Genomic DNA, 16,738 nt, shown 5'->3' with positions numbered 1-16,738 from the left:
ATAAAGTGGATAAATGCTGTAATTTATGACCAAATGTTGATTCATGGGGAAGGGAATATTGATTTTTCACGCAAAATAAAAAACAGAGCCCTATTAGGACCGGTCTTTGTGTCTTTCTTCTAACGTTCTTAATACTTCTTTAAATGGCAGCTCTTGTTCTACCAATAAAACCTGAAGGTGATAGAGTAAATCGGCTGCTTCCCAACGAAGTTCTTCATGATCACGGTTTTTTGCCGCAATAATAACTTCCGCTGCTTCTTCGCCAACCTTTTTCAAAATCTTATCGACGCCTTTTTCAAACAAGTAAGTGGTATAAGCCCCTTCTGGACGCTGTTTTTCACGTTCTAAGATGACTTTTTCTAAAGATTGTAAAATCTGATAATCTGCTAAATTGGCCTCACGGTCCACAACCCGTTCAGAAAAACAGCTGACGGCTCCGGTGTGGCAGGCAGGGCCCTTCGGATAAACCTGTACTAATAATGCATCCTGGTCGCAGTCATAGTTAATGCTGGCCACCGTCTGGGTATTACCGCTGGTTGCTCCTTTGTGCCACAACTCCTGGCGGGAACGGCTATAAAACCAAGTTTCGTTCGTTTCGATTGTTTTTTGTAAAGATTCTTCGTTCATATAGGCAAGAGTTAACACTTCTTTTGTATCAGCATCTTGGATAATAGCGGGGACGAGCCCCTTTTCATCAAATTTCACGTTCATCGTATGCTCACTCCTTTTTCCCTTAAAAAGCTTTTAACCTCGTCAACCGATGTTTCCTTGTAATGAAAAATAGAGGCAGCAAGCCCGGCATCGGCCTTACCGTTTAAAAAGGCATCAGCAAAATGGTCGGCATTGCCTGCCCCGCCTGAAGCAATAACAGGAATCGTGACAGCTTCACTAACCGCTTTGGTCAACTCCAGGTCAAAGCCATTTTTCTCACCGTCACTGTCCATGCTTGTAAGGAGGATTTCCCCAGCACCAAGCTCGGCTGCTTCCACCGCCCACTCGACAACTTTTTTCTCTGTCGGTGTTCGGCCGCCATGGGTGTAGACACGCCAAGTACCAATTTCCGGATCATATTTTGCATCAATTGCCACAACTATACATTGCGAGCCAAAGTAACTGGCACCTTCCCTGATTAGGTCAGGATTTAAGACTGCCGCAGTGTTCAGCGACACTTTATCGGCACCAGCGCGGAGAATTCTTTTCATATCCTCTAAGGCATTGATGCCCCCGCCGACAGTGAACGGAATCGCAAGCTCGGATGCTACCGCTTTAACAACTTCGACCATTGTTTTCCGGCCCTCAACAGATGCAGAAATATCAAGGAATACCAATTCATCCGCGCCTTGTTCATCATAAAATCGAGCTAGTTCCACCGGATCACCTGCGTCGCGAAGCTGAACAAATTGAATCCCTTTTACAACCCGGCCATCTTTTACATCAAGACAAGGAATAATTCGTTTCGTTAACGTCACTTTACTCCCACCTCTTCCAATGCTTCCGTAAGGGTAAAACGATTTTCGTACAGGGCCTTGCCTACAATCGCTCCTCGAATCCCTTTCTTCGCAATCGCCTGCAAGTCGGCAAGACTGCTGACACCGCCGGAGGCAATGACAGTTTTGCCCGTTACTTCTGCTAGTTCACAAACGGCATCAATATTTGGGCCCGCTAAGGTACCATCGGTAGCAATATCGGTAAAAATAAATGTTTCGGCACCTGCATCGGCAAATCGTTTGCCAAGCTCGACCGCCTTGACCGAAGAGGTATCAAGCCAGCCATGTGTCGCAACATAACCATTTTTCGCATCAATGCCCACAGCAATTTTTGCTCCATACTTTGCAATCATTTCGATCGCAAACTCCGGATTGGAAACGGCAATACTGCCAATAATGACGCGGTCGACGCCATTTTCAAGATAGTGGACGATATCTTCTTCTGAGCGGATTCCGCCGCCAATTTGAACCTTGGCATTGAGGTTTTGCGCGGCTTCAATGACAAAACGGTCGTTTACGCGCTTGCCGTCTTTTGCTCCATCAAGGTCAACCATATGAATCCACTCGGCTCCCGCTTCTGCAAAACTTTTTGCCATTTCGAATGGAGAATCTCCATAAACCGTTTCTTTATCGTAGTCCCCTTGAAGGAGACGGACACATTTTCCGCCCCGCATATCGATTGCTGGATAAATGGTTAAACTCATCGAACCGCCTCCCTTTCCGCAGCCATTTTTAAAAAGTTATTTAATAAGGCCATCCCCAGTTTGCTGCTTTTTTCCGGGTGAAATTGCATGCCATAAATATTATCTCTGCCTACAACCGCTGAGACTTGTTCATGATAGTCTGCCTTCGCCAAAAGGGCATCGTTACGGTCGGAATCAACAAAATAGGAGTGTACGAAATAAACATAGTCTTCGTTTAGACCCGTTAACAATGGCGAGTCTTTCACAAATTCAAGCCGGTTCCAGCCCATATGCGGGACCTTGTAGGTTTCGCCTGCTGGTGTGGTTCCAGGGAAACGGCGGACCTTGCCTGGCAGTAAGCCTAATCCTTTGGTAGGACCGTTTTCTTCACTTTCTTCAAAAAGAAGCTGCATGCCGAGGCAGATGCCTAATAACGGCTTGCCGGTTGCGGCGAATTCTTTTATGGTCTCTACCTGCAAGCGTTCCATCGCATCACGGAAGGAACCGACTCCCGGAAGAATTAATCCATCGGCATTCAGTAACTCGGTTTTATCTGCGGAGATAAAATAGTCGGCGCCTAGCCGTTCAAGGGCTTTGCTGACGCTGAAAAGGTTTCCCATTCCGTAATCTACGATTCCAATCATTTCTGTCACCTTCCTTATCGGTCGCTTTCTATGGTTGATCTTAGAGCATTCCTTTGGTCGATGGCACGCCTTTGATGCGCGGGTCGATCGTGGTTGCTTCGTCTAATGCTCTTGCTAGTGCTTTAAAGACGGCTTCAATCATATGGTGAGTGTTTTGTCCATAATGGACAATAACATGAAGGTTCATCCGGGCCTCTAGGGCTAGTTTCCAGAGAAATTCATGGACAAGCTCGGTATCAAAGGTTCCCACTTTTTGACTAGGGAATTCAGCGCGCATTTCTAGGTGCGGGCGGTTGCTAAGGTCGACTACTACCTGTGCGAGCGCCTCGTCCATTGGCACGAATGCATTTCCGTAACGCTTGATGCCGCGTTTGTCTCCTAAGGCTTCACGGAGGGCTTGGCCTAAACAGATACCGATATCCTCTGTTGTATGATGGTCGTCGACCTCGATATCGCCTTTGGCATCGACCGTTAAATTAAACTGGCCGTGTTTGGTAAATAGATCGAGCATGTGGTCCATGAACGGGACGCCGGTTTCGAGATTGGACCTGCCTTCTCCATCAATATCAAACGCTAGTTTAATTTGTGTTTCACCAGTAATTCGTTCAATACTTGCTGTTCTTTCCATTTTGAGGTGCTCCTTTTTACTCTTTTTAATAGTTGGGACATTACCCGGTGGTTTACTTCGTTATTTGTCCTTTAAACGGATTCTTAGACAGTACCAGGCGGTCTTCTTCGGGATTTGTCCTTTAGACGGACTCTATTGGACGAAAACCGGAAGTTTTCTTTGTGATTTGTCCTTTAGACGGTCTCTATTGGACAGCCTATGGACACCTCATAAGGTCAATTCCTTTGATTTCCTACTTATTTTGTCCTCCTCAATCCTCTTAAGGACAATCCTTTCGATTTTGAGCTCAATGTGCGATTTATTTATCGTTCTTCATCCTAGTCTCAACCGCACGAGCGTGGGCTTCGAGCCCTTCCATTCGGGCGAACTTGGCTATCTTTTCGCCATTTTCCTTTAATGCTTTTTCACTATATACAATCACACTAGACTTCTTCTGAAAATCATCGACATTCAACGGGCTGGAGAACCGTGCTGTCCCATTTGTCGGCAGAACATGATTCGGTCCGGCAAAATAATCGCCGACGGGCTCAGAGCTGTAACGGCCAATAAAGATGGCGCCGGCGTGGCGAATTTTCCCGAGCAGCTCCATGGCATTCTCCGTGATGACTTCAAGATGTTCCGGGGCTAATTGATTAACTGTTTCCACTGCTTCATCTAGATCAGCCGTTACATAAATGGCACCATAATCGGCGATAGCACGAGAAGCAATTTCCCTGCGCGGCAACACAGCAAGCTGCTTTTCCACTTCCTTAGCAACCGCCTCTGCTAACGCAAGCGAAGGTGTAACAAGAACACTGCAGGCGCGCGGGTCGTGCTCGGCTTGTGATAACAAATCAGCCGCGACCTCATCAGCACGGGCAGTATCATCTGCTAACACGGCAATCTCACTAGGGCCGGCGATCATATCAATATCAACATCACCAAACACTTCACGTTTGGCTAGTGCAACAAAGATATTTCCAGGTCCGGTAATTTTATCAACAGGAGCAATCGATTCTGTTCCGTATGCAAGCGCAGCAATCGCTTGAGCGCCGCCTACTTTAAAAATTTCTTTGACGCCTGCTTCTTTTGCGGCAACTAACACTGCTGCAGGAAGTTTCCCTGATTCATCTGGAGGAGATACCATCACAATCCGCTTCACTCCGGCTACTTTCGCCGGAATCACATTCATTAAAACCGATGAAGGATAGGCAGCCGTGCCCCCCGGCACATAGACGCCAACCGAATCGAGCGGGGTAATTTTTTGACCAAGAATCGTTCCATTTTCTTCGGTTGTCATCCAGGACGGGCGGAGCTGCTTTTCATGAAAAGACTTAATATTCTCCGCTGCTTCGCGGACGATTTCGATATACTCCTGATCCACTTCTGTATAAGCCGCTTCTATTTCACTTTCGCTCACCGAAAAAGATGTTAAATGGACGCGGTCGAATTTTTCCGTAAACTCCCTTAATGCCTCTTCGCCGCGATGGCGGATTTCTGAAATGATGCCTTTAACAATCTCCACCTGCTCGGAGGTTCCTGCTTCAATCGACCGTTTGATCGAAACAAGTTCATTTACTTTTAAGATTTTCATATCTATGCCTCCATTACACTACTTCACTAAGTCGTTTCACCATATCATCAATCTGTTGGTCCTTGATGCGGTAGCTGACAGGATTGACAACAAATCTAGATGTGACATCCTTGATTCGTTCATATTCCACAAGTCCATTTTCCTTCAAGGTCCGCCCAGTGGAAACAATATCAACGATCCGGTCAGATAAACCGATAATCGGCGCAAGCTCAATCGAGCCGTTTAATTTAATAATCTCAACCTGCTCGCCTTGCTCACGGAAGTAAGCCTCAGCCACATTCGGATATTTGGTGGCCACTCGAGGAGCAACGTCATTCATTTTTGTATCTGGAAGGCCGGCAACTGCCAAATAGCAGTAGCTGATTTTAAGATCAAGAAGTTCGTAGACATCGCGCTCTTCTTCTAGCAGTACATCCTTCCCGGCAATTCCGACATCCGCCACACCGTGCTCTACATAGGTAGCCACATCCATCGGCTTTGCTAAAATAAATCGTAAGCCCTCTTCGGGAACGTCAATGATTAGTTTTCGCGAATCATCAAATTCCGGCGGCAGCTTGTACCCTGCTTTGCGGAGCAGCTCAACGGCCTCTATAAAAATCCGCCCTTTTGGCATCGCAATTGTTAATAGGTTACTCATTTGTGCGACCTCCAATTAAATAAGTTGTCTCGGCAAATCTTTTCGTAAATGCATCGAGATTTCTTACACCGGTGATATCTTGGAGTACAGCCTTTTTCCCTTGCTCGTGCATACTTGCTGCCAATTCAAAGGCTTCTTTCCGCCGCTCTTGACTGAAAAAGATACAGTGCGTGGTATTTTCAATCTGACCGCCACTAAGGGCTTCAAGGAGCGTATCCATTCGGATTGCAAAACCAGTAGCGCTTGCTGTTTTTCCAAACTTTTCTATTAAACTATAGCGACCGCCATTTCCAATTGGAAAGCCGACATTCCCGGCATAGGCTTCGAAAAGAATCCCGGAATAATAACTCATATGGCTGACAATCGTAAAATCAAATTTTACGTATTCTTCCACACCATAATCCTTAATGACATCCCACAATTCCTTCAGTTCAAGGATGGCCTGTTTTCCTTTATCATTTTCAATGATATCAAGGGCCAAGCCGATTACCTCTTCTCCGCCCCGTAATTCAAGGAGCTGCAAGAGTCTTTTTTTGTCGATCGATGAGAGCTGGAGCGAGTTGACATGCTCGCGGTAGCCTACATAATTTTTTTCAAATAAAAATTTTCGTAATGTGGTTGCTCTGCCATTTGTTCCAAGGATTTGGAAAAACAGTTCGTTTGCAAAGCCTACATGTCCGATGGAAACCTGGAATTGCTCTAGTCCCGCTTTTTTCAAAGAAGAAATAAGCAGGGCAATAACCTCTCCGTCACAGGAAACCGTTTCTTCGTTGAGACATTCAACGCCGATTTGCTCAAACTCAGCCGGACGTCCCCCTTCGCGCTGCTGGGCGCGAAATACATTGGCCGAATAGGCTAATCTCACGGGAAGGTCTTCATTTAAAAGCTTGGAGGCAGCTACTCGGGCAATTGGTGCCGTCATATCAGGTCTTAATACGACTGTATGGCCTTCTTTGTCGAGCAGTTTAAATAACTGCTGGTCTGCGATGGCCGAGGCAGCTCCCACGGTTTCGTAGTATTCAAGTGTGGGGGTTTCGATAAATTGGTAGCCCCACAGTTTCAGGGTATTTGCCATCTCGGTGCGGACATGGTGCTTCTTTTCATAAAGTTCAGGGAGTGTGTCCCGCATTCCCAACGGCTTTTCAAACATAAACAAGCGACTCATTCTGCTCCATCCTTTATCTTCAGATTTGCTCCTATTTTTAAAATCCTTTAGTCTGCTAATGTGCTAATAAATTAAAGTTTACCTGTTTATATGACCTCCGTCAATCATAAACAACTGAGTTTCTTTCTATTTTAAACTAGTTTTAGGTCCAGTACGCAGTAAATTATGCAAATTTTCACGAGATTCAGCAGAAATTGCGTTATTTTGTAAAAAAAACACCCCTGAAAAATCTCTCAGGGGCGCTAACTATCGGTCTTACTGGAATTTCGGATTGCTTTTTACTAATTTAACTGAAGTTGTTTCACTTGTGTTACCAGCTGCGTCTGTAGCGGTGAAGGTTAACACTGTATCATGTGTCTGAGCTGCTTTGAAAGAGATGGTAAATACTCCATTTTGATCAGCTACTGCACTGCCTAGCAGTGTTTTTCCATTGTATACTTTTACGGTTGAATTTGCTTCTGCTTTGCCGGTTACGCTTTTCGCTGGGGCAATGATTTGTCCAACTTCTGGCGCTTTTGGAGCCGTAATGTCCGCTATCAAAATTCTGCCTTCAATTTTTGCTGAAATTGGCTGCCCTTTAAAGGACTTAATATAGTTTACAAAGACATCCAGGTCAGAGGACCATGTCGTGCGATCTGTACCTTGCTTAAGTACTACAAATCCATCTCCGCCGTCTGCCATGAAGTTATTGACGGTTACTGAATAGACTTTATTGGGATCAATCTTTGATCCATCTGGCAGGTAAATATCAATAACCTTTTGTCCTAGTGGTAATAAATCGGACCAAGTGTATTTCAAACCAGAAATTTGCATAATTCGGTTTCGATCGGCTGCGAACTGTTGATTTAGTAAGGTTCTTACTTGCTCACCAGTGATATTTTCTGTCACGATGTCATTGCCGAATGGCTGGATGGCAAAAAGTTCTCCCCATGTAATCTCTCCAGCATCCTTGATATCGTCACGGATTCCGCCAATATTCATGAAAGCAAAGTCAGTACCGGTTGCAGCTTTCATACCATCAGCAATTAGGTTACCAAGCGGGGCTTCCCCTGCTTCATTCGTCGTACGAGAAATTGGTGCAGCCGCCTGCCCTACTACTTCATTCGTGATAGGAGCAACATCTGCCTGATATTGATCCATCTCTGCCTTAATTTTTGCATCAAGGTGGGCAGCATCTTGGAACGTTGTAATAATTTCCGCTTTTTTCTCAACAATATCTTGTGTTAATGGATCGATGGTTAAATCGACATCAGAAAAAGCTGTTCCATAAGAATAAGATTGAACTAGCAATTTTCCGTCAACAGTCGAGTTTAGGTATTTATGGTCATGTGCACCAAAAATAACGTCCACCTCATCATCGACTGCCTTGGCGATATCAACTACTTTACCTGTTGGGTTAGATCCGTCTGTTGCAGAAGTTCCAGGATCATGGGCAAGAACGACAATTGCTTTAATCCCTTTAGCTTTTAATTCAGCTGTATACTTATTAATCGCTTCTGCTTCGTCAGTGAATTTCACACCTTTTACACCACTTGGCGTTACAATGCTTGGTGTTTCCGTTGTAACCACACCGATAAAGCCCACTTTCACGCCGTCAACTTCCTTGACCACGTATGGAGGCAAAATTAACTCGCCAGTGTCTTCCTTCACAACGTTTGCTGCAACATATGGGAAGTCAGCCCCTTCAAACACACCATACTTCTCGACCGTCTTTGGATGTGCACCGCCATTAATTAAGCGAAGCATTTCGGTTACACCTTCATCAAATTCATGGTTACCAATCGTACCTACATCAAATCCAAGTTCGTTCAGAATGCGGATGGTTGGCTCATCTTGTAATAATGCGGATACCGGACGGCTCGCACCCACAGCATCTCCTGCCTGCACCATTAAGGTGTTCGAAGGATTGGTTGCTTCTCTTTCTTTCAAGTAACCTGCTAAATATTCAATTCCGCCGGCAGGTTTACCAGCGACCGTAGTTTTATAGTCTAGTTGTCCATGAAGGTCGTTGATTCCTAGTAATTGTACGTGAACATCTTGATTCAGCGCGTATTGTTCAAAGCCATCAGAAGTCGAACCAACATCTTTAATAGAAGGTGTTGAAGCTATAACTTCTTTTGCGGCTGGTGAAGATTTAAATGTTAATGTTTTCGCCACTCCGCCAACAGGCGCGATTTTCCAGTTATTATCTGCAACAGGATTGACAACCCCTTGGTCCTTAATATAATCCATTAAAATCTGGCGGTTTTCTAATGGAGAATCCACCACTACGGTTGCGTTACCACCCTTCGTACCCGGGAAGTTTCCGCCGCCGCTTGCACGGTAGTTGTTAGTTGCAACGATGAATTTTTGATTCGGATCAATCGCTGATCCATCCATGTTTGTAAAATTAATGATACGGTGTGCATCAGAATTTGATACAACACCTGTTGTATAGTTGTATCTCGCTGGCTGTGTTACATCGATTTGGTATCTAACTCCGTCAATCACATCAAAATTGTAAGGCTGGAATCCATAATCAACTAATTCTTGTGGATTAGGATTAGCAGAATCAATTTTGTTGAATTGTGAGGCAGACATTTCTAACCATTCTTTCACTTCTGCACCCGTTAATTCGACTGCTTTTAATGTGTTGTTATACAAATAAAGATCATTGGCGCTCTTAATAGAAAGGTCACCTTTTGCAATGTTTGTATAATCAGTTGCCCCTTGACGGCCCGCTTTGAATGGAGCACCCGCGGAAATGACTGGTTCATCCTTCAGGTCTGGACGGTTTTTATTAATCCAGTTTTTCACATAATCTGTTTGTGCATTGTTAACGATTTGGATGGTTGGGTCATCCATGACACGGGAGAAATAGCTGGACATTGGTGTACTAGTTTCTCCAATTTTCCCGCGTACATATTGAAGGGTTGCATCGTGTTCAGCTTTAACAGCATTAACAATCGCAGGATCCTCAGCGGTTGTAGCTGTTACAGGCTTATCTACAGAATGGGAAGCAGCCTTATCGGCTTTCCATGTTCCATCCGCATTTTGAACTAATGCCAAGTCAAGAACACCGAGATTGTTACCCCAGAAACCTGCTTCTACTGCAGGTGTACCATTAATCGTACCCTTTGTAGTATTAAGGCCATCTAGATCAGGATTTGCTAGATTGCTGCCTTGGTGGAATTCTTTACCTGCTGGGAAGGCGTAGTGTGCATGTCCGAATAATAGGGCATCGATGCCATCCACTTTACTTAGTGAGAATACGGCATTTTCAGCATCTGCTTGACCATCATTTGTCACGTCACAGCCGGAGTGAGCAATTGCAATAACTACGTCCGCCTTTCTCCCCTTCTCATCTCCTACTTCTTTCATTTCTTGAACATATTTTTCGGCAGTCTTTACAATAACCTTTCCTTCAAGGTTATCTTTATCCCATTGTAAAATTTGCGGTGGTGCAAACCCAACAATCCCTACGTTCACAGTTTGTTCGACACCGTTTTTGTCTTTGATTTTTTTAGGTAAAATTTGATACGGTGTAAAATAGTTTTTATCATTAGTTGGATCATTATCATGATCATCAACATAAATATTAGCATTTACAATTGGATATGGAGCATTTTTTAAGGCAGTGTTCAAGAATCCTAAGCCATAGTTAAACTCATGGTTCCCAACGATTCCCCCATCATAGTTTAATAGCTTCATCGCTTTAAACATTGGGTGAACTTCGTTTTCTGTCAGAGGCTTAACTTTTGCCACATAATCGGCCATCGGATTTCCCTGAAGTAAATCACCAGCATCAAACAACATAGAGTTGTCTGCCGTTGCTCTAGCCTGCTGAATTAATGTCGCCGTCTTTGATAAACCGTAGTTAATTCCAGTCGCTGTATCTTGGTAATAATCATAGGCCATTGCTGCATCATGCAGATCAGTAGTTTCTAGAATTCTTAGAGTAGCAGTATTACTACCTGCCTCGGCGGCTTTTACCTTGTAAGGTATTGAGGGTGCAACAATTGTGCTGAGTATCAAAGCTGTAGCAGCTAATCTACTAAATCTTCGAGTATCTTTCTTTTTCATATGCCTCTTCACCTATCCCCTTTGATTAAATTTTCTTGCCAAGACCTCCATGTTCTGTCTAACTTTCTGAAAACCCTCTCCTTTTTTAAGATTCAGAAAAAAATGGCTATGGCTGCTGTTTGTCATTTTACGAGGACATTTTCCATCTTCCATCAATTTTTTTAATAGATTATAGGTTTTAGCTATATTCTATTACTATCTAAATCTTATTGTTTTCCAATCATTACTATTATATCGTTCAGAATCAAGAACAAAAATGTGCCCTCTTACCTATTTTTTGTATAGAATCTTTAAACAAAGTAAAAAAGTCTGATCAAATTTGATCAGACTTTTTTACTTTTCTATAGATAGGGTCCTCTTCCCAACGTTTTTCTAGTTCTTCTTTCGTATAAATCACCCGCATCGGGTTTCCGCCTACGAAGCATCCAGGGGGAACATCCTTATGCACCAGCGTGCCAGCTGAGACGATGGCCCCATCCCCTATCATAATCCCGGGGAGAATGGTGGAATTTGCGCCAATCATCACTTCACTCCCAATTTCGACAGGACCGAGACGGTATTCTTTTATCAAATACTCATGGGCGAGAATGGTCGTATTATAACCGATCACGGTGTTGCGGCCGACACTAATTTTCTCGGGAAACATGACATCGAGCATCACCATTAAGGCAAAGGAGGTCCGCTCCCCCACCTTAACCCCCAGAAAAGAACGATAGAGCCAATTTTTCATCCCTAAAAAGGGTGTGTACCTCGCCAGCTGAATGACAATAAAATTTTTAACAACCTTCCAAAATGGCACGGTCTTATAGACGTGCCATAAAGAGTTCGCCCCCTCAACAGGATAGCGGGTCGTGTTTCTCATCCTTCTCACTCTCCGAGAATGGTTAATAGGTCCGTCATGTTCTCGAGCATGTAATCTGGTTCATAACTGGCAACATAGTCACGGCCCTTTATCGACCATGCCACACCGGCTGTTTGCGTTCCGGCATTTTTACCGGCTAAAATGTCATGGTAATTATCGCCGACCATCATCGTTTCTGAAGGAGTGGATTTCAACTGCTCCAATGCGTTAAAAATCGGTTCTGGATCCGGCTTCGTCTTTGTTACATGTTCATAGGCCACAATGACTTCAAAAAACGGCTCTAGATTCATCAACCGCAGACCTTTCAGCGTTACGTCAAGGCGCTTCGTTGTTACCACGCCTAACTTATAGCCGCGCTCTTTCAGGGTGTGGATCGTTTCTGTCACCCCGGCAAACTCTTTTACTAGTTCGTCATGTTTGGAGATATTATACTCACGATAAGCAGCAATCATTTCCTCTACTTGTTCCATGTCCGGAGTCATACTGCCAAACGCCTCATGGAGTGTTGGACCAAGAAACGGCAGGACATCCTCACGTTTATACTTGCTTGGAAAATATTTTTCGAGCGTATTTAGGTAAGTGGAGATGATTAATTCATTCGTATCAATTAAGGTTCCATCTAAATCAAATAAGATGGTGGTAATTTTGTTTGTCATCGCTGGTTTCCTCTCTTCTTATTGCTATGGTGGTAACGATTTAATTGGTTTGATCTAAGTAATGGGCCTCGTCAAGACGCTTCGTGCGGCGATAAATTATAATAGCCGCCGCCACTATAATCAAAGCAATCGAAATGGTTTGCGCCATCCGCAGATTTCCAAGCATTAAGCTATCTGTTCTTAGTCCTTCGACGAAGAAACGGCCAATTGAATACCAAATAACATAGGATAAAAACAGTTCTCCACGGCGAAAATTCACACGGCGGAGCAAGATTAATAATAGAAAGCCGGCAAAATCCCATACGGATTCATATAAGAACGTAGGGTGATAATAGGTACCATTAATATACATTTGGTTGATAATAAAATCCGGTAGATGCAGATTTTCAAGGAAGGACCTTGTTACTTCACGGCCGTGCGCCTCCTGGTTCATGAAATTTCCCCAGCGGCCAATCGCCTGTCCTAAAATGAGGCTAGGAGCTGCAATGTCGACAATTTTCCAAAAAGAAATTCCTCTTTTCCTAGCAAAAACAATGGTGGTGATCACAGAACCAATTAGCGCTCCATGGATGGCAATTCCGCCATTCCAGATTTTCGGGATGTCTGCCGGATGGTTTGCATAATAGCCCCATTCAAATACCACATAGTAAATCCGCGCCGAAATAATCGCAATGGGGATCGCCCAAAGCATTAAATCGGCAAATGTATCTTTCGGTAATCCTCTACGGTTGGCCTCTCTTATCGCCAGATACAAAGCAAGTGCCAGACCGGAGCCGATAATAATCCCATACCAATGCACTTGAATCGGGCCAAGTGAAAAGGCGATCGGGTTCAATGGCTGTATTGTTTCGTTCATCTCATTCTCCCCTTATTCGTGGTCTCCCTCTTCAATTACATCTGACAGGCGGTCGGTAAATTGCTGCGCCGCATTTACGCCCATCCGTTTTAAGCGGAAATTCATCGCTGCGACTTCAATTATAACGGCAAGGTTTCGTCCTGGACGAACTGGAACCGTCAGCTTAGGAACATCGGTATCAATAATCCTCATTTTTTCCTCATCCAAGCCAAGGCGGTCATATTGCTTTTTCGCATCCCAAATCTCCAGATTCATGATTAACGTGATCCGCTTATTACTGCGGACAGCCCCAGCCCCAAACAAGGTCATCACATTGATAATTCCAAGACCGCGGATCTCTAAAAGATGTTCAATTAAATCCGGTGAGGTTCCAACCAATGTGTCCTGGTCTTCCTGACGAATTTCGACGCAATCGTCGGCCACGAGGCGGTGCCCGCGTTTTACTAGTTCAAGCGCGGTTTCACTTTTACCAACGCCGCTTTTCCCTGTAATTAACACGCCAATCCCATACACATCTACCAATACCCCGTGAACAGCGGTCGTTGGCGCGAGCTTGCTTTCTAAAAAGTTGGTTAACCGGCTGGAAAAACGGGTCGTGACCATGTTTGTCTTTAACACAGGAACAGACTCCCGCTCGGATGCCTCAATGAGCTCCTTCGGAACATCAATACCTCTTGTGACAATGATTGCCGGAGTCACATCTGTACAAAGTTGTTCCATTCGTGAGGCGCGGTCTTTCGGAGATAGTTCGCTAAAAAAGGATAATTCTGTTTTTCCTAACAGCTGAATCCGTTCAGCTGGGTAAAACTCAAAGTAGCCGGCCATTTCAATCCCCGGACGGGAAATATCACTCATGGTGATCGGGCGGTTAATACCTTCTTCACCACTGATTAATTCTAAATTAAATTTTTCATAGATATCTTTGGTACGTACTTTTGGCAAGAAGATTTCCTCCTCAAACGGATGTATTTTTAAAAAAGATAGAAATAAGAAGAATTCATACCTCCTATTTTAGCATTTTTTGAAAAAGAACCAAATGTAAGTTATGCAAAAATGAAAAAAGGTGCCCTCTATTAAAAAAAGGAACACCCTAATTGATTATTTTTTTGCCTTTCTGGATGGCTCAAACAATGTTTTTTGAATGATAACATTAACAAGCGACATCAGCACGGCAAAAAACAGGGCCATGCCAAAACCATTGATTTCAAAAGCAGTGCCCATCAAATAATCCGTTAGTTCTAACGTAACGGCATTGATGACAAACAGGAACAGTCCCATCGTTAGGACTGTAACCGGCAAGGTAAATAAAATCAACAGCGGCCGGACCAGTACATTTAAAATCGATAATAATACGCTCGCCTCTAGCGCTGCCACAAAACCCTTTAATTGAAAGCTTTCGTGAAAATAACCGGCGAGGGCCGTAAATAATACCGCATTGATCAAACAACCTATCAGCCATCTCATTCCTAAAGTCTCCTACTTTTCTTCTTGTGATTGGTGGATCGTGATGGACCCTGTTTTCGTATCTGCATATAGGTTTACGAGTTGTTCAGGGTGATTAATCGATTGGAACCGCAGTGATTTTTGGATCATTTCAGTCTTTTCCTCAAGCACTTGAATGCCGACTAGGTTCACATGAAATCCACCGAGGTTCGTCTTTAAATCCCCATTTACGGGGAGCCCCTCAGGGAGATAGAGGTCAATTCCACCCGCTGCTGTTTTGGCTCGAATGAATTCAGCTTCGTTTCCATGGAGTTTTAAATTGATATTCCCGTTAAACGACTCCATTTCGAGTTTCTTAAACTCACCGTCAAGTTGGATCGCGCCGTTAATGGTCTCTGCTTCCACTTGATCGAACTGACTGCCTGTCAGTTTTATTTTTCCGTTTGCTGTTTCCATTTCTGTTTTTTTACCGGTAAAACGGTCGAGAACAATTTTTCCGTTCGCTGTTTTGACACGGAGCTCGTCAACATTCATATGTTCTCCTGAAACGGGACCATTAAACAATCTAACCCGAACTCGGTTATAAACGGCTTTTGGCACATAAACAACCGCTTCCACCTTCATCCATTTCTGCTGGGTGCTAAAACGTAATTTCTCATGTTCAATCGTGAAAAGGACGTCTCGTAAAAAATTTTGCCGGGCCTGATCCTGGTTTTCCACGCGGTACACTTTTGCCTGACATTCGATTCTAACATCTGGCTGCTCCCAGCCAACGAGCTTTACAGCCCCATTCGCGACGTCAATGTCGATATCGTTTAGTTTGGCATCCGCTTGGTGGAAAATATGCGAGATATCCACAGAATGGCCAAAGTTTAAATCTAAGTCTAGGTCTTTAATTTTTTTCAAGGCGATGTCCACAAATTCAAAGATTTTGTCCTTTGTAGATTGGTATTTTTCTTGGAATGGTTCTTCTTTTTTGGCTTCCTCAAATTGGACAGTGGTCGACAGCTCATTAACAATTTGCGCCTGTTTTTGTTCCATCGATTGCTCTGCTTTTTCCAGTTCCTCGAGAAGCGTTAGGGCTTCCTCGACATTCAGTTTGCCTTCCTCGACCATTTGTAAAATTCGCTTTCTTTCCTCTTTCATTTTTTCCACCTCTAGTTTTATGGATTTCTCACTTTTAAGCTTATTCAGCTGTTAACACCTTTACGCCCTTGATTATGTTCCAGATGACAATAATGAGCCAAAGTAAAGCCAGCACGATGATACTAATAATCGTAAACACAGGGATGGTAGCTTGCTGTGCCGTAAAGTCATGGAATACCGCAAACACTAGCAGCGGTGTCAGGATGAGTGGAATGAGGTGTGAGAAAAGTGATTTCTTGGCATGCTGTTTGGTTCCTTCGTCACTTGTTGCTAGAGATAGACGGCTAAAGGAAAAATAAATCCGGCGAAAAAGATACTAAAATAGCATAGACTGGATAAAACTTTCGGGTTTCCATACGTTTATCACCTCTATCTGTTATTACGGACGGAGAAGGGAAAAGGTTTCTTTTTATTTTTTAAGTTTGGGTTGTGTCTAGGGAGGAGGGGAGCGATTCCGCGGGATTGGACCGTTTTTCCGTGGGAATGTTGGTTATTTCCGTATGTTTTTGGGTTTTTTCCGTGAACTTTCGGATAATTTCCGTACACTTTCTTATTTTTCCCGCGCGGACGACTGCGCCTGAGCCGGATTCTACGTGATTTCTGTTTTTCAGCGGTATCAATGAAAAATTCTGTACGTTTCTTTGTTTTTTCCGCGCACTTTCGCATTATTTCCGTACATTTACTGATTTTTTCCGTGAACTTTTGGAATAATTCCGCGGACTTGCGATTTATTTCCGTACACTTACCGTTTTTTTCTGCAAACTAACTGCAGCTAAGCTGAGTTCCGCATTATCTCCAGTTTATGACTCATACAATCTAATTTATTCCACCTACTTCCACATTAATTCCAGAAACCCTAGGCTAATCTGCAGCATCAAAAAAAGCCGAAACCTTCC

The 16,738-nt window shown here is 43.8% G+C and carries 15 protein-coding genes; all 15 read right to left on the bottom strand.

Features of this window, described 5'->3' with window-relative positions; translation table 11 throughout:
• Window positions 1-93: 93 nt before the first annotated feature.
• Window positions 94-711, bottom strand: coding sequence for a bifunctional phosphoribosyl-AMP cyclohydrolase/phosphoribosyl-ATP diphosphatase HisIE (hisIE, locus tag J7E81_RS19245; RefSeq protein ID WP_215045020.1), 618 nt, complete (start codon window positions 709-711; stop codon window positions 94-96).
• Window positions 708-1,469: an imidazole glycerol phosphate synthase subunit HisF gene (hisF, locus tag J7E81_RS19240; protein ID WP_215045018.1), complete on the bottom strand. Its 762-nt coding sequence runs from the start codon at window positions 1,467-1,469 to the stop codon at window positions 708-710. Before hisF ends, hisIE begins: the two co-directional genes overlap by 4 nt.
• Complete coding sequence (gene hisA, locus J7E81_RS19235; RefSeq protein ID WP_215045016.1) at window positions 1,466-2,191, bottom strand: 1-(5-phosphoribosyl)-5-[(5-phosphoribosylamino)methylideneamino]imidazole-4-carboxamide isomerase; 726 nt, start codon at window positions 2,189-2,191, stop codon at window positions 1,466-1,468. The genes hisF and hisA overlap by 4 nt, the downstream gene beginning before the upstream one ends.
• A complete protein-coding gene (gene hisH / locus J7E81_RS19230; protein ID WP_215045014.1) occupies window positions 2,188-2,814 on the bottom strand; it encodes an imidazole glycerol phosphate synthase subunit HisH in 627 nt (208 codons plus the stop codon). Before hisH ends, hisA begins: the two co-directional genes overlap by 4 nt.
• Before the next feature lie 40 nt (window positions 2,815-2,854).
• Complete coding sequence (gene hisB / locus J7E81_RS19225; RefSeq protein ID WP_215045012.1) at window positions 2,855-3,442, bottom strand: imidazoleglycerol-phosphate dehydratase HisB; 588 nt, start codon at window positions 3,440-3,442, stop codon at window positions 2,855-2,857.
• 298 nt (window positions 3,443-3,740) lie between these two features.
• Window positions 3,741-5,015, bottom strand: coding sequence for a histidinol dehydrogenase (gene hisD, locus J7E81_RS19220; RefSeq protein ID WP_215045010.1), 1,275 nt, complete (start codon window positions 5,013-5,015; stop codon window positions 3,741-3,743).
• A gap of 13 nt (window positions 5,016-5,028) precedes the next feature.
• Entirely contained in the window at window positions 5,029-5,652 is a 624-nt protein-coding gene (gene hisG / locus J7E81_RS19215; RefSeq protein ID WP_215045008.1) for an ATP phosphoribosyltransferase, read from the bottom strand.
• Window positions 5,645-6,817 carry an ATP phosphoribosyltransferase regulatory subunit gene (locus J7E81_RS19210; protein WP_215045006.1) on the bottom strand — a complete coding sequence of 391 codons (1,173 nt, stop codon included), beginning with the start codon at window positions 6,815-6,817 and terminating at the stop codon, window positions 5,645-5,647. The genes hisG and J7E81_RS19210 overlap by 8 nt, the downstream gene beginning before the upstream one ends.
• Before the next feature lie 255 nt (window positions 6,818-7,072).
• Window positions 7,073-10,879, bottom strand: a complete 3,807-nt coding sequence (locus J7E81_RS19205; protein WP_215045004.1) for a bifunctional 2',3'-cyclic-nucleotide 2'-phosphodiesterase/3'-nucleotidase — start codon at window positions 10,877-10,879, stop codon at window positions 7,073-7,075.
• A 313-nt stretch (window positions 10,880-11,192) separates the two neighbouring features.
• A complete protein-coding gene (locus tag J7E81_RS19200; protein ID WP_215045002.1) occupies window positions 11,193-11,741 on the bottom strand; it encodes an acyltransferase in 549 nt (182 codons plus the stop codon).
• A gap of 5 nt (window positions 11,742-11,746) precedes the next feature.
• Entirely contained in the window at window positions 11,747-12,397 is a 651-nt protein-coding gene (ppaX, locus tag J7E81_RS19195) for a pyrophosphatase PpaX (protein WP_215045000.1), read from the bottom strand.
• Between the two features lie 40 nt (window positions 12,398-12,437).
• Window positions 12,438-13,253 carry a prolipoprotein diacylglyceryl transferase gene (lgt, locus tag J7E81_RS19190; RefSeq protein ID WP_215044998.1) on the bottom strand — a complete coding sequence of 272 codons (816 nt, stop codon included), beginning with the start codon at window positions 13,251-13,253 and terminating at the stop codon, window positions 12,438-12,440.
• A 12-nt stretch (window positions 13,254-13,265) separates the two neighbouring features.
• The gene (gene hprK, locus J7E81_RS19185) at window positions 13,266-14,195 is read right to left on the bottom strand and encodes an HPr(Ser) kinase/phosphatase (RefSeq protein WP_215044996.1); all 930 of its coding nucleotides are present in this window, start codon (window positions 14,193-14,195) and stop codon (window positions 13,266-13,268) included.
• A 156-nt stretch (window positions 14,196-14,351) separates the two neighbouring features.
• Window positions 14,352-14,717, bottom strand: coding sequence for a phage holin family protein (locus tag J7E81_RS19180; RefSeq protein WP_215044994.1), 366 nt, complete (start codon window positions 14,715-14,717; stop codon window positions 14,352-14,354).
• A 12-nt stretch (window positions 14,718-14,729) separates the two neighbouring features.
• Complete coding sequence (locus J7E81_RS19175) at window positions 14,730-15,842, bottom strand: DUF4097 family beta strand repeat-containing protein (RefSeq protein WP_215044992.1); 1,113 nt, start codon at window positions 15,840-15,842, stop codon at window positions 14,730-14,732.
• Between the last annotated feature and the right edge of the window lie 896 nt (window positions 15,843-16,738).

The sequence above is a fragment of the Bacillus sp. ISL-18 genome (assembly GCF_018613415.1).
Taxonomy (GTDB): Bacteria; Bacillota; Bacilli; order Bacillales; family Cytobacillaceae; genus Neobacillus.
The sequence above is the reverse complement of the archived record's forward strand: the minus strand, read 5'-3'. Positions and strand labels throughout refer to the sequence as shown.

Excerpts from the sequence above, each read along its gene's own strand:
- lgt (WP_215044998.1), bottom strand. The coding sequence starts at position 13,253 with ATGAACGAAACAATACAGCCATTGAACCCGATCGCCTTTTCACTTGGC.
- hisD (WP_215045010.1), bottom strand. The coding sequence starts at position 5,015 with ATGAAAATCTTAAAAGTAAATGAACTTGTTTCGATCAAACGGTCGATT.
- J7E81_RS19210 (WP_215045006.1), bottom strand. The coding sequence starts at position 6,817 with ATGAGTCGCTTGTTTATGTTTGAAAAGCCGTTGGGAATGCGGGACACA.
- hisA (WP_215045016.1), bottom strand. The coding sequence starts at position 2,191 with ATGAGTTTAACCATTTATCCAGCAATCGATATGCGGGGCGGAAAATGT.
- hisIE (WP_215045020.1), bottom strand. The coding sequence starts at position 711 with ATGAACGTGAAATTTGATGAAAAGGGGCTCGTCCCCGCTATTATCCAA.
- J7E81_RS19200 (WP_215045002.1), bottom strand. The coding sequence starts at position 11,741 with ATGAGAAACACGACCCGCTATCCTGTTGAGGGGGCGAACTCTTTATGG.
- J7E81_RS19175 (WP_215044992.1), bottom strand. The coding sequence starts at position 15,842 with ATGAAAGAGGAAAGAAAGCGAATTTTACAAATGGTCGAGGAAGGCAAA.
- ppaX (WP_215045000.1), bottom strand. The coding sequence starts at position 12,397 with ATGACAAACAAAATTACCACCATCTTATTTGATTTAGATGGAACCTTA.
- hisB (WP_215045012.1), bottom strand. The coding sequence starts at position 3,442 with ATGGAAAGAACAGCAAGTATTGAACGAATTACTGGTGAAACACAAATT.
- hisG (WP_215045008.1), bottom strand. The coding sequence starts at position 5,652 with ATGAGTAACCTATTAACAATTGCGATGCCAAAAGGGCGGATTTTTATA.
- hisH (WP_215045014.1), bottom strand. The coding sequence starts at position 2,814 with ATGATTGGAATCGTAGATTACGGAATGGGAAACCTTTTCAGCGTCAGC.
- J7E81_RS19205 (WP_215045004.1), bottom strand. The coding sequence starts at position 10,879 with ATGAAAAAGAAAGATACTCGAAGATTTAGTAGATTAGCTGCTACAGCT.
- J7E81_RS19180 (WP_215044994.1), bottom strand. The coding sequence starts at position 14,717 with ATGAGATGGCTGATAGGTTGTTTGATCAATGCGGTATTATTTACGGCC.